The 16,151-nt window shown below is 38.4% G+C and carries 17 protein-coding genes and 1 pseudogene; 4 read left to right on the forward strand and 14 right to left on the reverse strand.

Features of this window, described 5'->3' with window-relative positions; all coding sequences use genetic code 11:
- Positions 1–53 precede the first annotated feature (53 nt).
- The 4 genes from WKU33_RS12410 to WKU33_RS12425 all read left to right on the forward strand — a co-directional run bounded on the left by WKU33_RS12410 (position 54) and on the right by WKU33_RS12425 (position 3,438).
- Positions 54–932: a LysR family transcriptional regulator gene (locus WKU33_RS12410; RefSeq protein ID WP_336252800.1), complete on the forward strand. Its 879-nt coding sequence runs from the start codon at positions 54–56 to the stop codon at positions 930–932.
- A 601-nt stretch (positions 933–1,533) separates the two neighbouring features.
- Positions 1,534–1,839, forward strand: coding sequence for an MGMT family protein (locus WKU33_RS12415; protein WP_156856415.1), 306 nt, complete (start codon positions 1,534–1,536; stop codon positions 1,837–1,839).
- A gap of 93 nt (positions 1,840–1,932) precedes the next feature.
- Positions 1,933–2,886, forward strand: a complete 954-nt coding sequence (locus WKU33_RS12420; protein ID WP_156856414.1) for a bile acid:sodium symporter family protein — start codon at positions 1,933–1,935, stop codon at positions 2,884–2,886.
- A gap of 201 nt (positions 2,887–3,087) precedes the next feature.
- A complete protein-coding gene (locus tag WKU33_RS12425) occupies positions 3,088–3,438 on the forward strand; it encodes a hypothetical protein (RefSeq protein WP_156856413.1) in 351 nt (116 codons plus the stop codon).
- A 353-nt stretch (positions 3,439–3,791) separates the two neighbouring features.
- On the opposite strand, the gene WKU33_RS12430 is transcribed toward WKU33_RS12425, so the two are convergent.
- The 14 genes and pseudogenes from WKU33_RS12430 to WKU33_RS12495 form a co-directional block, all read right to left on the reverse strand.
- A complete protein-coding gene (locus tag WKU33_RS12430; RefSeq protein WP_188856207.1) occupies positions 3,792–4,598 on the reverse strand; it encodes an enoyl-CoA hydratase/isomerase family protein in 807 nt (268 codons plus the stop codon).
- A gap of 55 nt (positions 4,599–4,653) precedes the next feature.
- A complete protein-coding gene (locus WKU33_RS12435) occupies positions 4,654–5,076 on the reverse strand; it encodes an acyl-CoA thioesterase (protein ID WP_188856097.1) in 423 nt (140 codons plus the stop codon).
- Between the two features lie 54 nt (positions 5,077–5,130).
- Positions 5,131–6,300, reverse strand: coding sequence for a thiolase family protein (locus WKU33_RS12440; protein ID WP_340454892.1), 1,170 nt, complete (start codon positions 6,298–6,300; stop codon positions 5,131–5,133).
- Positions 6,301–6,388: 88 nt separating this feature from the next.
- Positions 6,389–6,793: a MaoC/PaaZ C-terminal domain-containing protein gene (locus WKU33_RS12445; protein ID WP_188856099.1), complete on the reverse strand. Its 405-nt coding sequence runs from the start codon at positions 6,791–6,793 to the stop codon at positions 6,389–6,391.
- Positions 6,790–7,239, reverse strand: a complete 450-nt coding sequence (locus WKU33_RS12450) for a MaoC family dehydratase N-terminal domain-containing protein (RefSeq protein ID WP_336252802.1) — start codon at positions 7,237–7,239, stop codon at positions 6,790–6,792. The genes WKU33_RS12445 and WKU33_RS12450 overlap by 4 nt, the downstream gene beginning before the upstream one ends.
- Positions 7,240–7,271: 32 nt before the next feature.
- On the reverse strand, positions 7,272–8,036 hold the full coding sequence (fabG, locus tag WKU33_RS12455; protein WP_188856101.1) for a 3-oxoacyl-ACP reductase FabG: 765 nt from the start codon (positions 8,034–8,036) through the stop codon (positions 7,272–7,274).
- A gap of 20 nt (positions 8,037–8,056) precedes the next feature.
- Positions 8,057–9,232 carry an acyl-CoA dehydrogenase family protein gene (locus tag WKU33_RS12460; protein WP_188856102.1) on the reverse strand — a complete coding sequence of 392 codons (1,176 nt, stop codon included), beginning with the start codon at positions 9,230–9,232 and terminating at the stop codon, positions 8,057–8,059.
- A gap of 149 nt (positions 9,233–9,381) precedes the next feature.
- Entirely contained in the window at positions 9,382–10,338 is a 957-nt protein-coding gene (locus tag WKU33_RS12465) for an ABC transporter substrate-binding protein (protein ID WP_229782549.1), read from the reverse strand.
- Entirely contained in the window at positions 10,266–10,616 is a 351-nt protein-coding gene (locus WKU33_RS12470; RefSeq protein ID WP_340454895.1) for a hypothetical protein, read from the reverse strand. Before WKU33_RS12470 ends, WKU33_RS12465 begins: the two co-directional genes overlap by 73 nt.
- A gap of 33 nt (positions 10,617–10,649) precedes the next feature.
- Positions 10,650–10,772 (reverse strand): annotated as a pseudogene (locus WKU33_RS12475) (ABC transporter permease subunit); the annotation flags it as partial.
- 113 nt (positions 10,773–10,885) lie between these two features.
- A complete protein-coding gene (locus WKU33_RS12480) occupies positions 10,886–11,629 on the reverse strand; it encodes an SDR family NAD(P)-dependent oxidoreductase (RefSeq protein ID WP_336252804.1) in 744 nt (247 codons plus the stop codon).
- A 54-nt stretch (positions 11,630–11,683) separates the two neighbouring features.
- Positions 11,684–12,664: an NADPH:quinone oxidoreductase family protein gene (locus WKU33_RS12485; RefSeq protein WP_188856104.1), complete on the reverse strand. Its 981-nt coding sequence runs from the start codon at positions 12,662–12,664 to the stop codon at positions 11,684–11,686.
- 151 nt (positions 12,665–12,815) lie between these two features.
- Positions 12,816–14,354, reverse strand: coding sequence for an acyl-CoA carboxylase subunit beta (locus WKU33_RS12490; protein WP_336252805.1), 1,539 nt, complete (start codon positions 14,352–14,354; stop codon positions 12,816–12,818).
- A 33-nt stretch (positions 14,355–14,387) separates the two neighbouring features.
- Positions 14,388–16,046, reverse strand: a complete 1,659-nt coding sequence (locus tag WKU33_RS12495; RefSeq protein ID WP_340454898.1) for an AMP-binding protein — start codon at positions 16,044–16,046, stop codon at positions 14,388–14,390.
- Positions 16,047–16,151: the final 105 nt, after the last annotated feature.

The following is a 16,151-nucleotide window of genomic DNA, read 5'->3' on the forward strand; positions in this document are numbered from 1 at the left end:
AAATATATAATATTGATAATTAGCCATAGATTTTTCCTATATCATAGAGGAGGATGTACTTCGTGAATTATCAGGATTGGGAAATGTTAGCCGCTCTCTATACCACCGAGAATATTACTAAAGCCGCAGAACAGTTATTTGTCTCACAGCCTACCCTAACCTCGCGTATTCAGAAATTGGAAGAACATTATGATGTACAACTCATTATCCGGAAACGAAGAGGAGTTACCTTCACACCAGAAGGAGAACAATTGGCGCAGCATGCACAGAATATGATTCGCGAACAACGCATGATTGAAGAAAAAATTAACAATATGAAAAATCAAGTCACCGGTACACTACGAGTCGGCGTATCCAATTTCTTTGCACTTAATAAAATGCCGAAGTTATTGCGATTATTTAAACAGGAATATCCTCATGTAGAATTCCAAATGGTTACCGGATGGAGCAGTGCCATGCACCGCCTCGTTTTAAACAACGAAGTGCATCTAAGTTTTATTAAAGGGGACTATCCATGGAAAGGAAAAAGGGAGCTTTTATATGAGGAAGAAATCTGTGTTGCCTCACCGTGGGATTTCACATGGGACGATCTCCCCAATATGCCCCGGATTGATTATCATACCGACGAAAATATGAAGAGTTTGGTGGATGAATGGTGGTACCATCAATATTCCAAGCGTCCAAATACGACAATCCAAGTCAATCAAGTGGAAACATGCAAAGAGATGATTGTAAATGGCCTTGGTTTTTCCATTCTTGCAAATTTAGTTGTCCGTCCCTATCCAGAGCTATTTGTAAAACCACTCTATAAACCATCAGGAGAGCCAATGATAAGGAAAACGTGGATGTATTATCATGAAGACTCATTACAATTAAACATTGTCCATGCCTTTATTCGTTTTATTAGAGGGGTGGATGTTAAAGCAATATAGTCATTTACTGTATCCTTTCATTCAGCGTAAGTGCAACCTTCTCCTGGAGGTCCACAGTCCAGACACCTCTCGCTTTCCGCAGGCGGCTGGTGAGCCTCCTCGGGCTAAGCACTAAGGGGTCTCACCTATGCCTTTCGACGAACAGGAAGTTCTAATGCCGGCGTTGGTCACAGGACGTGACCGTTCTTAGACGGCCTCCTGCAGGAGTCTCGAGGTGTCTGGACTGCTCCGAGGGAAAGCCCAACTTGGTACACTATTTTTCATTTAGAAATAAATAACTTATTACAATGCGATAGTTTCCATTAATAATAACGTTCTCTACCAGTTCAGTTGCCCGGCGGACGGTGACTCCTGCGGGAAAAGCACGTGTCCAGACCTGAGCAGGAAGCGATTTTCTTCCGAGAGCAGACTAAGAACGCTCTTATGTGGCAACGTCTGACATTAACGTCCTGTGAGTCAACGCTGAGGCCGTGCCTTAGGATGCGCATCCGTCCGCCGGGCAACTGAACGGTAATTAGAACGCCAATAGAATGAATGCACAAAATACTTACGCTGAATGAAAGTAATTGTCAGTTGATTTTGAGTGAGAGAGGAGATTTTGATGCTACCATTTACGGAAAAGGTCATTCAAATTATCAAAGATATCCCCGAGGGAAAAGTTATGACTTATGGACAAGTAGCAAAGCTCGCGGGGAATCCACGCGCAGCTCGGCAAGTTGCTCGGATTCTTCATACGATGAGCAGAAAACATCACCTGCCATGGCATCGGGTCATTAATGCTAAAGGACAGATCGCGATGAAAGACGAAGGAAAGTTCAATGAACAGCGCTTGTCTTTGGAAGCAGAGGGTATTGAAGTCAACAATGCTGGAAAAGTTGATTTAATGAAATATAGAGAAGAACCCTAGATTAATTGAGTTATTTATGCTATTATTTTCAATTATACACACAATTAGTATTCGCAATATTTATAGTTTTTATTTAGGGGGAGGTAATTCATTTTGGAAACATTAGGTAAAATAAGTAGATTTGCCACAAGTACATTTGCTTTATGGGTTATTATATTTGCAGCACTTAGTTTCTTTATCCCGCAAGGTTTTGCGTGGATTGCGCCTCACGTATCGCTATTATTAGGTATTATTATGTTCGGGATGGGACTTACCCTTACCGTTGATGATTTTAAAGGTGTGTTTCTTGCTCCAAAAAGTGTATTAATTGGTGTCGTTGCCCAATATACAATCATGCCTCTCACGGCTTTTGCACTGGCGTATGCTTTTAACTTACCTCCTGAAATTGCAGCGGGAGTAATCTTAGTAGGTTGTTGTCCTGGAGGCACATCCTCTAACGTCATGACGTTTATGGCAAAGGGAAATACCGCATTATCTGTAACAATCACTGCGGTTTCCACATTACTTGCACCAATCATGACACCAACACTCACTTATTTACTCGCAAGCCAATGGCTATCGGTTTCCTTCATGGACATGTTCTTATCGATCGTCCAAGTTGTGTTACTGCCAATTATTCTAGGTGTCGTTATTCGAATGCTGTTTAGTAAGCAAGTCAACAAAAGCATGGATGTCTTACCTCTCATTTCCGTCGTCGGGATAGTTGCGGTTGCTTCAGCTGTTGTAGCGGTCAATAAAGAATCGATCATGACGTCTGGACTATTAATTTTTGCAGTCGTCGTCCTCCATAATTGTATTGGATATTTACTCGGATACATCGCTGCAAAAGCACTTAAGCTGGATTTCAAAGATCAAAAAGCAATTTCCATTGAAGTTGGAATGCAGAACTCAGGGCTCGCAGCCTCTCTTGGTCTCGCTCACTTTACACCAATTGCTGCCGTACCTGGTGCTATCTTTAGTGTCTGGCATAATATTTCAGGTCCGCTCCTTGCAAACTGGTGGGCAAAAAGAAGCCAGGATGATTCAGACGATAAGAAAGCAGCATAATATCTTTTACCATTCCAAGACCTGTATGATAGGATTAACCTCCCTATTATGCAGGTTTTTTCCATGAATGAATCGATTCCTATGTATGATTTCACATCTTTTTGCGAATGGATAATAACATACACTCAAAGATGAGGAGGATGTTCTCTGAAATTTTCTATTCGTGGAGACGCTCATAAACTCTATCTTCGTTTAAAAGAAATGCCAACTGAAGAGATAAAAAAGAGTCGTTATTTACAAGAAACGAAAGCAATAAAAGAATTTTACCAAACGCTCGACAAGGAAACATTACAATTAATTTATTACCAAATAGCAAAAGAAAAGAACGGTACCGGGATCATCCCAATCTTTGCAACAGCGATTCCCTGGCTCCTCTTTCTCTTTGCTAATCCGTTGGAAAGTTTTCTTTTTCAAGATGGAAGTTCCTACTGGATAATTTTCGCATTCCTTTATTTAGTTCTTCTCAGCATCAGTTTAATCTTACATTTTAAAGAAAAAGCATGGGCTGTCGTGCATGTGAAAATTATTCAAGACATTTTGGCGGAGCGGTGATAGGTATATCTCAACTTTATCAAATAAAGCCGAAATGATTTACTTTGAAATTCCCCTTTACAAGCGGCTAAATTCATTAATCTAATAAAATACCCTGAGTTCTTCAGTTAATAAAATAAGAAACAGCCTTGAACCCATATGAATAATGAATTCTCGGCTGTTTCATTTGTTCACTAAAGTTTTTGTGTTTCTTATCCTTTTTTACTCTATTTTTAATTTCTCCCAAAGTTATTTACTGATCTGCACGAAACAGCCGAGAAGATAAATTAATGCATGATTAACATTTTCGCTCATTATGGCGTTACTAGCATAATCCTCTCTAAAAGGGGGGCAAAGACTTTTTTCTTAACGATTCAAGTTTGTGCTTTCTCTATTGTTTTACCAAAGTTAGGTTGGCGTTTTTCCTTGAATGCTTGAACACCTTCTTCATGATCTTCCGTAGTAATAAGAGATGCTTGGGCAATACGTTCTAGTTCAAGTATTTCATCTAGTGTAGAATTATAAGATTGATTAGTAATCTTTTTTATAAAGCCATATGCAATAGTAGGACCTAAAGCTAACTTGCCAGCAAATTCATTCACCTTATTTTGAAAGTCATCTAGTGGATAAATGTGATTAACAATACCCAATGCATGTGCTTTCTCAGCAGTAATCGGTTCTGCACTGAATAATAGTTCTTTAGCAAGATAGGGACCTAATAATCTTGGCAAGAAATATAATCCACCACCATCAGATATTAAGCCAACTCTTGAAAAACTTAAAGCAAATTTACTGTTATCTGCAGCTAGTATAAGATCACTTGCCAATGCTAAATTAAACCCAGCTCCAGCTGCAAAGCCATGTACTGCCGCAATAATTGGCTTTTCTAAGTCCCTCATCAATAGAATTAATTCATTCAATGTTCCAATATGATCATAGGCTTCTAACGGCGCTTTCTTTCCCATAGTCTTTACATCTCCACCAGAGCTAAATGATCGTCCTGAACCTGATAGGACAACAACTCGTATTGTTTTGTCGTTTTTAGCAAGCTTAAAAGCATTTATTAAGGCCTCCATCATTTCTGGGCTAAAGGCATTTAAACTTTCCGGTCGATTTAGTGTAAGATGCATTATCCCTGCGTTAATTGTTATAATTAAATCTTCACTTTGAGTGTTTTTCATTATTTTCATTCTCCTTTTAGTTCATTTATTAAAAGCAGACTTTTTAATGAGTGAATCACTTACTTACCCCACTAAAAACTTCTTCAAGTTTATTCCTAATTGAATCTGGAATGGGTTCAGTTTTTTGCTCTGCATAATTAAAACAAACTAATGTAGCTGTGGCACGAGCAACCACTTCTTCTTTACTATTTGTAATTTCATGATGTACCGTAAAGCTCTTTGTTCCAATATCTGTAACAATAGTAGAAACCTTTAATATTTTGCCTCCAAAAGCTTGTGATATATAATCACATTTAGTGGAAGCTAAAATAAAATTAATCATCAATGGATTTTTATTAGTCTTTCCAATTCCAATTTCATAGAAAAACTTTGTCCGTGCTTCTTCAAAATATAAAAAATAACTTGTGTTATTTATATGACCAGCTGCATCTGTTTCCGCAAATCGAACAAATACCTCTATATCAAATGATTTTGTCATGGTAACCTCCCTAAAATTAAATTAATGTTGAAAACCCAAAATCTATCAACCTAGCTATTCCGCCTCAATAATTGTTGCAATACCCTGGCCTCCACCGATACAGGCGGTGATAAGTGCGTATCTCCCATTTGCACGTCTTAATTCATAGACAGCTTTTGTTGCAAGAATTGCTCCTGTGGCTCCTAGTGGATGCCCATGAGAAATAGCACCGCCATTAACATTTAATTTTTCCGGATCTAAATGAAGTTCCCTATCACAGGCAATTACTTGTGCTGCGAAAGCTTCATTTAATTCAATAATATCCATCTCATTTAAATGAAGGCCCGACTTCTCCATAACCTTTCTAGTAGCTGGAACGGGACCTATCCCCATAATATTCGGATCGACGCCAGCAACTGCTGAAGCGCGGATCGTTGCCAATGGCTGAACACCTAATTCTTCTGCCTTTTCTCTTGACATAATCACAAGAGCCGATGCAGCATCGTTTAATCCTGAACTGCTCCCTGCTGTCACTGTTCCTCCTTTTAGAAAAGTCGGTTGTAATTTAGATAACCCTTCGATTGTCGTCTCCGGCCGAGGATGTTCATCCGTTTTAAAAACAATGGGTTCCCCTTTTCGAACTGGAACGCTAATTGGTACAATTTGTTCCTCAAAGCGTCCTTCTTCCATTGCTTTAGCCATTCTTTGTTGACTCCGTAATGAAAATTCATCCTGCTCTTCTCTACTAATTTCATATTTTCTCACCAAATTTTCTGCCGTTATGCCCATTGGTGGATCGCCTATTTCCTTTGGTGAAAGTTGAGAGCCGCGAAACTGTGGTGGTGCTGAACTATATGCCCCTTCAGCTCTGTCCATCAAATATGGTGCACGACTCATACTCTCTGTACCACCAGCAACATAAATATCACCATCTCCTGCTCGAATTGCTTGTGCAGCTAAATGAATAGCATTAATTCCTGAACCGCACTGGCGATCAATTGTAAGACCCGGTAATTCCATTGACAATTCCGTTTGCAAGGCTGTTAACCTAGCAATATTTCCTCCACCACTTAATACATTTCCAAGAATCACATCATCGATAGATTGCGGATCAATACCTGTACGCTTAATTGCTTCTTTAATAACTTCTGCTCCAAAGACATGCGCCGGAACAGTTGCCAAAGCACCACCCTGTCTTGCTATTGCTGTTCGAACAGCTGATACGATAACTGCATCTCTCTCCATTGGATACTCTCCTTATGATTTTACTTTTAATCCATATTTTATTGATATATCCAGACATTTAATAGAAGGAATTCGGTAGTATACGGGTTTAGACATATTTCTTGAATGTGATTGCTCCATTAATTACCTCTTTTCCATCTTGATTCACAGCCGCTACAGTAAAATCAAGTAATCCTTCACGTTCTTTTTGTAGTTTCCCTTTAAGTGTTATAACATCCTCTAGAAAAACCATCCCTGCAAAGCGAATTTTATAATCTTGAATAAATCCTTCTTCTAAATAAGGTGTAAATAATTTTGCTAGGTTCCCCATTGTCCACATGCCATGAGCAATGATGCCAGGTAATCCTGCCTTTGAAGCTTCGGCATCGATTGTATGAATTGGATTAAAATCACCAGATGCACCTGCATATTTTATTAAATCAATTCTTGAAACTGGATGAAGTGTAATCTCTTCCAATGAATCACCAATTTGTAAATCAAAGATGCTAGTCATCTTACCAACTCCTTTCTTACTGTTTTTGTTATAATTACAGATTGCCTTTCCGTATATATAATTTTTCCGTCTTTATCCTCACCACTGCCTTGTAATATTACAAAACTAAGAAGACCCATCTTTCCTGTTTTTTCATAGTAATCAAGAACTTCGGTATAACAATAAACCTCTTCCCCTACCAATAATGGCCTTTTATAATGATATATCTGCTCTCCATGAATAAGACCGACGTTTGGTAAGTTAAAATCCTCTATTTCTCCATAGTCGAAAACTCGAGGAAAAGTTGGGGGTGCTATATTTTGCTCGTATCTTGATTGTTTGCCATATTCTTCATCCACATAAATCGGATGTACATCGCCAATAGCTTCTGCAAACTTCTTAACCGCTCCCCTTTCAACAGTGTTTTTTACCTTTTCAGATCTTTTTCCAATTATATCTTTAAACATTTACACAACTCCCCTTTCTCATGTTTATTGATTTAATCTTTTGGTCCACCAGCAACATAAATGACTTGACCATTAACAAATGAAGACTGTTCGTCTGCAAAAAATGCTACTGTATTCGCAATATCAGCAGGCTTTCCACTTCTAGCAACAGGAATAGAAGCTACACTGAATTTCACCATTTCTTCAAATGAAATACCGATTCGTTCAGCTGTTTCTCTTGTCATTTCCGTTTCAATGAATCCTGGAGCTACTGCATTTACTGTAATTCCATATTTTCCAAGTTCAATTGCAAGCGTTTTTGTGAATCCTTGTAATCCTGCTTTTGCTGTTGCATAATTTGCCTGTCCACGATTCCCTAATGCCGAGGTAGATGAAACGTTTATGATTCGGCCATATTTTTTATCCACCATATATTTTTGAGCTGCACGTGAAGCATAAAATGTTCCTTTTAGATGGACATCCATTACTTGTTCCCAGTCACTATCAGTCATCTTAAATAATAAATTATCACGAATAATTCCAGCATTATTTACCAGAATATCAAGTGAGCCGAATGATGTAACAAACTCCTTCATTGCAGCTTCTACTTCATCAGCATTAACGACATCCACGACTTTTGAAAAAACTTCATAACCTTGTTCTTCTAATTCTCTCATTGTTTCACTTAGAGCTGCTTCATTTATATCTATGATTCCTACCTTAGCTCCTTCCTCAGCAAACCTTTGTGCGATACCTTTACCTATTCCTCTACTTCCACCTGTTATAAAAGCAGTTCTTCCATCAAATCTACCCGTCATAAAAAATTCCTCCCTTATTTTTATATAAATTGGCCTACTTTAACATGGCCTTTTAAAAGATTTCTAGAAATAATTAATCGTTGTATTTCATCCGTGCCATCATAAATTCTCCATAATCTAGCTTCACGATACCAGCGTTCAATTGGCAGCTCGCGTGTATACCCCATGCCACCATGAATTTGCAGAACACGATCCACCACATTATTACCTATATTCGCTCCATAAAGCTTTGCTATTGAGGCTAAATGGCGGTTATCTTCTCCCTGATCAAGCGTAAAAGCAGCATTTAATACGAGCCATTTTGCGGCTTCAATTTCTACTGCCGAATCAGCGATTTGCCACTGGATTGCTTGCCTGTCAGCAATCGGCTTTCCAAATGTCTTCCTTTCTTTAGAATAATCAATCGCCATTTGAAGTAGCCTTTCGCTAGCTCCTACAGCAGTCGCACCAACAATCCATCTAGCAAAACCAATCCATTCTAAGCCGAGCTGATAACCACCATCGACTTCTCCTAGAATGTTCTCTTCTGGAACACGTACATTATCAAACACTAATCCTGCCGGTCCCCATTCTCCCATTGTATGAATATATTCTGATTTCCAACCCATTTCCCGATCAACAATAAAGCATGTAACCCCATCTGTGCCTGTACGTTGATGCTTTTCTTTATCTGTCACAGCCATAACCATTACAAAATCTGCTTCATTTCCTCCCGTAATAAATGTCTTTTCTCCATTTATTACCCATTCATTTCCATCCTTTACGGCGGTTGTTTTTAATCCTCTTGTATCCGATCCCGCTCCAGGCTCCGTCATAGCAAAGCATGACTTCTTCTCACCATTTATTGTTGGTATCAAATACTGTTCTTTTTGATCCTCATTTCCATAATAGAGAATGTTATCTGCAGTACCACCGAATTGAAACGGGACAAAAGACTTTGAAACTTCCATTTGTACAATTGCTAGCATCATTTGACCAATATCTGCTCCCCCATATTCAGCGGGTGTATTGATCCCCCAAAATCCAGCTTCCTTTGCTTTCAATTGCAATTCATTTTGTTTTTCTTTAGATAAACTGGGCTTACCTTCCATTTCATTACGAAGGACCTCATTTTCTAAAGGTATCAATTCCTTTTCGACAAACTTTCGGATTGTTTCTTGCACCATTTTTTGTTCATCTGTCAGGCGTAAATACATTTCATGCACTCCTCTTATTTATTAATCACTTCATACCAACTAGTTGGTATGTTTAGTGTAAAATATAAGGAAAAATTCCCCCTACCTTTATTATATATATTCAAGACTGGTTTAATTTTTCCTTTAATGATTGAAAATATTTTCATCCGTTATTCAAATGGAAATATTTCTACCTCTCCATCTTCAACAATGCCTGCATCAAATTTCCATTGAAGACTTCCTACTTCGTCAATTTCATGAAGTGGAAGAACCAAATTATCCTCTGGTATATTTTTTATCCCTTCATTTACAGCTTCCATAATTGCCTTTCTGTCTTCAACTGTACCAGCAACTTTCATTGCTTCTACCAGAACATACACACTCTGATAATTTAGTGCAGATTCAGAAGTTGCGTATGGTTCACCAAAATCCTTTTTATATGTCTCTACAAATCTGTCACTTTGATAAGTATCACTACTCTCAATAGGAAGAGGACCAATTGAACCGTTAAGCAGATCATAGCTTCCTAAGAAACCAGACATTTCCTCTAATTTTGCTTGGTCCATAATCATAAATCCACCCTCGAATCCCAATTCCTTGGCTTGTTTTATAACAAGCGCAGTAGGTTCTGAAGGTCCCCCAACAAAAAGCACATCCGGATCTTCATTTAATGCGTTGGTCATTATGGTAAAATAGTCGGTTTCCTTTGCAAAATCAATCTCAGTTTCATAGACGATTTCTCCCCCCATTTCTTCCCATACAGGAACAATTGATTCAGTCCAGTCCTTACCATATTGGGAGTTTGTAGGAAGGAGTGCCATTTTACTTCCAAATTTTTCGATTTGATATCGACTAAATGGTTCTGTCCAAACATTATATTGGGGTGGGATTCCTATCATTAACTCATTCCCTTGTTCATATTGTCTTGGTTCACTTGTATATGCCATAAGAATGAAATTATCCTCTTCATTAAATTTTTGAGTGGCAAAAACTCCTCCACTGTGAGGTACCCAAACTGCTACAGGATCATTTTCCGAAACCATTCGCTTCACATTTACGCCTGTCTCATTTGGTAAATATTGATCATCAAATGCAACAATTTCAAGTTTATACGTCGTTCCATCCACTTCAAAGCCATTTCATTAATTTCCTCAGCAGCCATCTCTAGTCCATTCATAACGTTAATTCCATATTGAGCAGCCGGGCCACTTAATGGTCCGCTGTAACCTATCTCAACAATCTCCTCTCCTTCACTTAATGTTGGATTTTCTAGAGTTTCTGGCGCTTCTTCCGTTTCACTACTATTTTTATCCCCAGAGTCACTTGATGACATATCTAGACAGGCTGCTAATCCGAATACAAATAGCAATAGGATTCCAAAACAAGAAATGCTTTTAAACCTCATTAATCTGCTTAATAATTTCAAACATCTTTTTTACGCACCATGAGCAAAGTTAGGAACGTGAAGAATTCCGAATACCATTGTCAAACCTAGCGCCACCAAACTGTAAACACTGCCATTAGAAAGCCCGTTTAATAATTGCTGGAGAAATAAATCCATCATTTTCCCTCCTCTTTTTTTCTATTTACTGTTGGGGTAATAATTTTTGAATGTAATTTTCTAATTTATAACAAGTGCTTACTCACGAATAACATCTCTAATGTTTGTAGTCGCTAAATATTAAGCGTACCACCATCAATTACAAGTGTTTCTCCTGTAATAAAGGAAGCTTCATCTGAAGCAAGGAATAATACAGCATTCGCTATTTCTTCCGGTTGTCCGATTCTTTTTAAAGCGTTAGCTGTAGATAAAACTGGCCATTTATCCGTCTTTCTCCAGTCATCAACCATACTTGTTTCAATTATTCCTGGTGCAATGGCATTGATTCGTATATTCTTCCTCCCAAATTCAGTTGCTGTCGATTTAGTAAGTGCAATAACACTGCTTTTTGATGCCGAATATGCCGCAACTAACTTTTGCCCTTTTATGCCTGCAATACTTGCTGTATTTATAATTGAACCTCCCGACTTCATATGCGGAATGGCATATTTCATACCAAGAAATACACCTGTTATATTTATATCCATAACTTTCTTCCATTCCTCAAATGAAACATCGGGCAATTTTTTCTCTACACTATTTACTCCAGCATTATTAAACATAATATCGAGCCGTTCATACTTAGCAATCGTTTCTTGAACCATATTTTGTACTGCATGATCATTAGTTACGTCAGTCTTTATACAATTAGCTTCTCCATTTTCCTTTCTTATTAGATTTACGGTTTCACATGCAGTCTTTTCATTTAAATCAACGACGACCACCCTTGCTCCTTCCCTTGCAAATCGAATCGCTGTTGCCTTACCGATATCTCCACCGCCACCGGTAATGATTGCAACTTTGTTTTTTAAGCGCATAGACTTCCCCCCTTAATATCTGGATTGTTAAACCTATTTATTAAATAAGTGGCCTCATGGCTTAACAATCAATTTCCCATACGTCTTCCTATCGGCTAAAATTTCTAATGCGTCTGGAACTTCTCTAAAATCATACGCTTGATATATTAATGGGCGAATTGATTTTTCATCGTAAAGTCGCATTAAGTCTGCATGGATTTCCCTTACTTTACTAGGGTGTAACCGTGCAAATAATCCCCAATGCACACCAACAATTGAATAGTTTTTAATGAGTGCATGGTTTACAGGTGCTTCAGGTATGCGTCCACCAGCAAAACCGATTACTAACAAACGTCCATCAAATGCAATACATTTACGTGATCTATCAAACACGTCTGCTCCTACTGGGTCATAGATAACATCTGCTCCACGCCCGTTAGTCTCGCTTTTCACAATCTCTACAAAATCATCCATTATATAATCAATAGCTATGTCCGCTCCAAGATTTTTACATATCTGGACTTTATCAGGACCACCGGCAGTTGCTATTACTTTTGCCCCCCTTGCCTTACCAAGTTGGATAGCTGCTGATCCTACTCCACCCGCACCGGCATGCACCAAAAGTACCTCCCCTTTTTGGAGATTACCTCGGTAATATAACCCATAATAAGAAGTTTGATAGGTTATGAACATTGCAGCAGCATCCGTTGCAGCCATTGAATCTACAATAGGATAAACAGATTCCTCTGGAACACTCACCCATTCAGATAACCCTCCATCCGGTAATGGAGGAGTTGCGATCACACGTTGCCCCACTTTTAACTGAGTGTTTTTTCCAATTTCACGAATTACTCCTGAAATCTCCGCTCCTGGCGTAAATGGGATTGGGGGCTTTTCCTGATACTTTCCCTGACAAAGTAATATATCAAAAAAATTAAGTGAAGAGGCTTCTACTTCAATCAGTATTTCACCTTCCTGAATAGACGGTCGTGAATGGTCTTGCAATTCTAATACTTCTCGTGGATTACCTAATTTCGTTACCTTCCAACTACGCATTAAAATTCCTCCTTCTTCGCTCTTCATCCTATATTTCGAATTTAAAAAAGTCGTTTTCCAAAATAAATATACTAAACGTATAGTATGCTTATAAAATGCATTTATAGACGGTATATTCAGCCTATTCACTTTGGATTTTATCTCTCAATACTTAAAACCCTGTCTGCCAATTAGCAAGTCTACGTTCACTCATGGATCCATTTTTCATGCAGGCATATTCTAATGTTTGAGAAAGAAACTTTCTTGTGTCTCTTGGATCGATGATATCGTCAATAAGATGTTTCCCTGCTGCTTTATATGGGGAACTGTCGAAACTCCATGATTCTAATAATTTTAATCGTTCCTCTTTCGCATTTTGCGATTGTTGAAGGTCACGGCCATAAACAACATTTATACCAACTTCAGGGCCAGTAAAATTTATCTCGGCTGTTGGCCAAGCAACTACAAAATCAGCCCCCATTGTTGGGCCGCACATATTCCCATAAGCGGCACCAATACTCTTTCGAATAACAATTGAAATTTTAGGTACTGTTGACTGCGCAAGAGCTTGATTCCACATCATAATCTTTGTAGGCATCTTTAATTTTTCAGCTTCACCGGATACTCTAAACCCCGGAATATCATGTAAGAAAACAAGTGGAATATGGTAAGAATCACAAAGACAAATAAATTCAGTCGCCTTTTCACATTCCTTAGGGCCTGCTGCGCCCGCGTATTTCAATGGTTGATTTGCGATAATACCTACTACTTTTCCATTAATACGAGCCAAAACAGTTATAAGCGCAGTTCCATATAAAGATTTTAATTCGAAGTAATTCCCATCATCAACAATTTGACGAATAACCTTTTTCATATCATAGGCACGTTGTCGTCTAGTCGGTACGAGATTAACAATCTCATCAAGTCTTCTATATGGATCATCTTTTGTCTCTTTAACCGGCGGCTCTTCACTTGAATGTAGTGGCATATAACTTAAATATTCCTTCATTTCCTGTATAGAGTCTTCCTCACTCGTAACAAAGCGATCTACTTGCCCAGTATAATTTGCATGAATTTCCCAACCACCGAGGGCTTCATTTGAAATCTTTTCACCTGTAGCGACTTCCAACATACGTGGTCCCGCTACTGCCATCGCGCTTCCTTTTACTTGTGTTACAAAATCTGATGTTACAGCTGTCCATGTTGGGCCGCCAAAGCTATCTCCTAAAATTGCAGTTATTAATGGAACTTTACGATTGTGGAGCAAAAGTTCTTGCGGAAACAACATCTGGCTTATCCCGTCAGACCCCATACCATCAGGCATCCTTAAGCCTCCACCTTCCATTAAATTCAATAACGGAAATCCGCGCTTAACGGCAAATTGATGTGCTGCCTTTGATTTACGAAAATAAACCATTCCTTCCGTTCCAGCAAGAACTGTTTTATCAGCTGCCTGCAATACAACTGGCCTTCCTTCTACTTTACCTAAACCCGTAATTATTCCATCACCAGCACTTTTCTCTTCAAAACCTAATTGGTCCGAATGGGCAAGTAATCCTAATTCTAAAAATGTATCCGGATCGACAAGCTTTTCTATTCGCTCTCTAGCAGTTAAATGACCATGTTTATGCAATCTTTCAAGCTTTTCTTTTCCACCTCCATACTTTGCTTGCTCTTTTCGCTCCCATAATTCCTCTATCATCCCGTCCATATAATTTCTCCTTCTTCGTTATAGTCCATTTATTTATCTATCCTCTTTTAAAAGTCTGCGTAGAACTTTACCAGAACTTGTTGCTGGTAAGCTATCAAGGAATTCTACATCACGCGGGTACTTATATGCTGCCATTTTTTCCTTTGACCATTTAATGATATCCCTTTCACTAACTTTTCCTTTATAAGCAGGATTCAATACAATATAAGCTTTTACACTCTCTCCTCTACTTTTATCAGGCACACCGATAGCCGCTACTTGTAAAATTGCCTCATGATCATTCAATAAAGCTTCAACATCTTCAGGAAAGACACTATACCCTGATGATTTAATCATTTCTTTTACCCGACCATTAAAATATAGAAATCCTTCCTCATCAAGCATCCCAATATCACCTGTAAACACCCAACCACCTTTTAGTGTTTCCTTTGTTGCGTCTGGTCGATTTAAATAACCTTTAAATACTCCAGGATTTTTTATAACAATTTCTCCTTGAACTCCTGGTGGTAAGTCTTCACCTGTTTCTATATCTACAATACGTATTTCTGTATCATACGTAGCAATACCACAAGTTCCAAATTTAATATTTTCAATCGGCATAAATGTATCACATGTATGTGTTTCACTTAATCCGTAAGAAGCTTCTAAAAGTACACAGCCTCCAGTGACTTTCTCCCAAGCTTCGGCTAGGTTTTGATCCACTTTCGTTCCAAAACTTGTTGCGAAGTTTAGTTCAAGTGATGTTAAATTCCTCTGTTCAATCTCTGGGAAATTAAGAATAGCAGCATTCATTGTAGCGACCGTATATAATTTATTTACTTTATAATCTTCAATTGCCTTTACAGCTGTTTCTACATCGAAACGCGTCAGCAAAATACATGATAAAGAATTATAAACAGGAAGATTAACTCCCATCACCATGCCAGCAATATGACAAAGGGGTGCAACTGCCAATGTAATATCTGATTGTTTCATTTGATATCCTTGAGCTGTTGCGGCTGTTTTAAACAGAGCATTCCCATATGTGAGCATCGCTGCTTTTGGCCTTCCCGTTGTTCCAGAGGTAAAAACCATCAAGCCAACATCTTCCCATATATCAATCTGTTCAGTCTCTGAAATTGGATTATTTGATTGTATTTCTTCTAGTAAATCGAAATTACTATTAAGTTTCTTTTTTTCAATTTTTAATTCGTCTGGTAATGGTAATGTTTTCGCCTCAGGAAGGAAATCTGTATAATGAGTAGTTATGATAAATTGGAGCGAGGTCGTCTGCTGTTTTACTGCTTCTACTTGTTCATACAATTCCTGAGCCGAAATGATAGCCTTAATTTCAGCTTCATTAATAAAATAGAGGAGCTCTGCTTCCTTGTACATTGGGCTCAATGGCACGACTATTGCACCAAGCATTTGAATTGCATAATGACAGATCAGATATTGGGGACAGTTCTGCATATATAATGCAATTCGATCGCCCTTTGAAACACCCTCCCCTTTAAGAAACTGTGCAAATCGGCGGGAATTATCACTTAGTTGTTGCCAAGTAATATTGTTTCCGTAATAAGTATAGGCAGTTTGTTGTGGATGGTTAATCGCGTTTTGTAGCAAATATTCATGTAATGGTTTCTCACCTAGACGATAGTGCAATGTTTCCTGCATATCACTTGGCCAGCTTTTCTTTAAAATGGATTTCATTTGCTCTACCTCCTGGTATAAGAGTCCTGTCTGAAAGTAACCCCTTCTTCAATCCCACGGTAGCATCCCAGTAAGCTATAACGATTCATTGTTCATTACATCCTA

It is taken from the genome of Oceanobacillus sp. HCA-5259 (genome assembly GCF_037892815.1).
In the GTDB taxonomy this organism is placed as follows: Bacteria; Bacillota; Bacilli; order Bacillales; family Amphibacillaceae; genus Oceanobacillus; species Oceanobacillus indicireducens.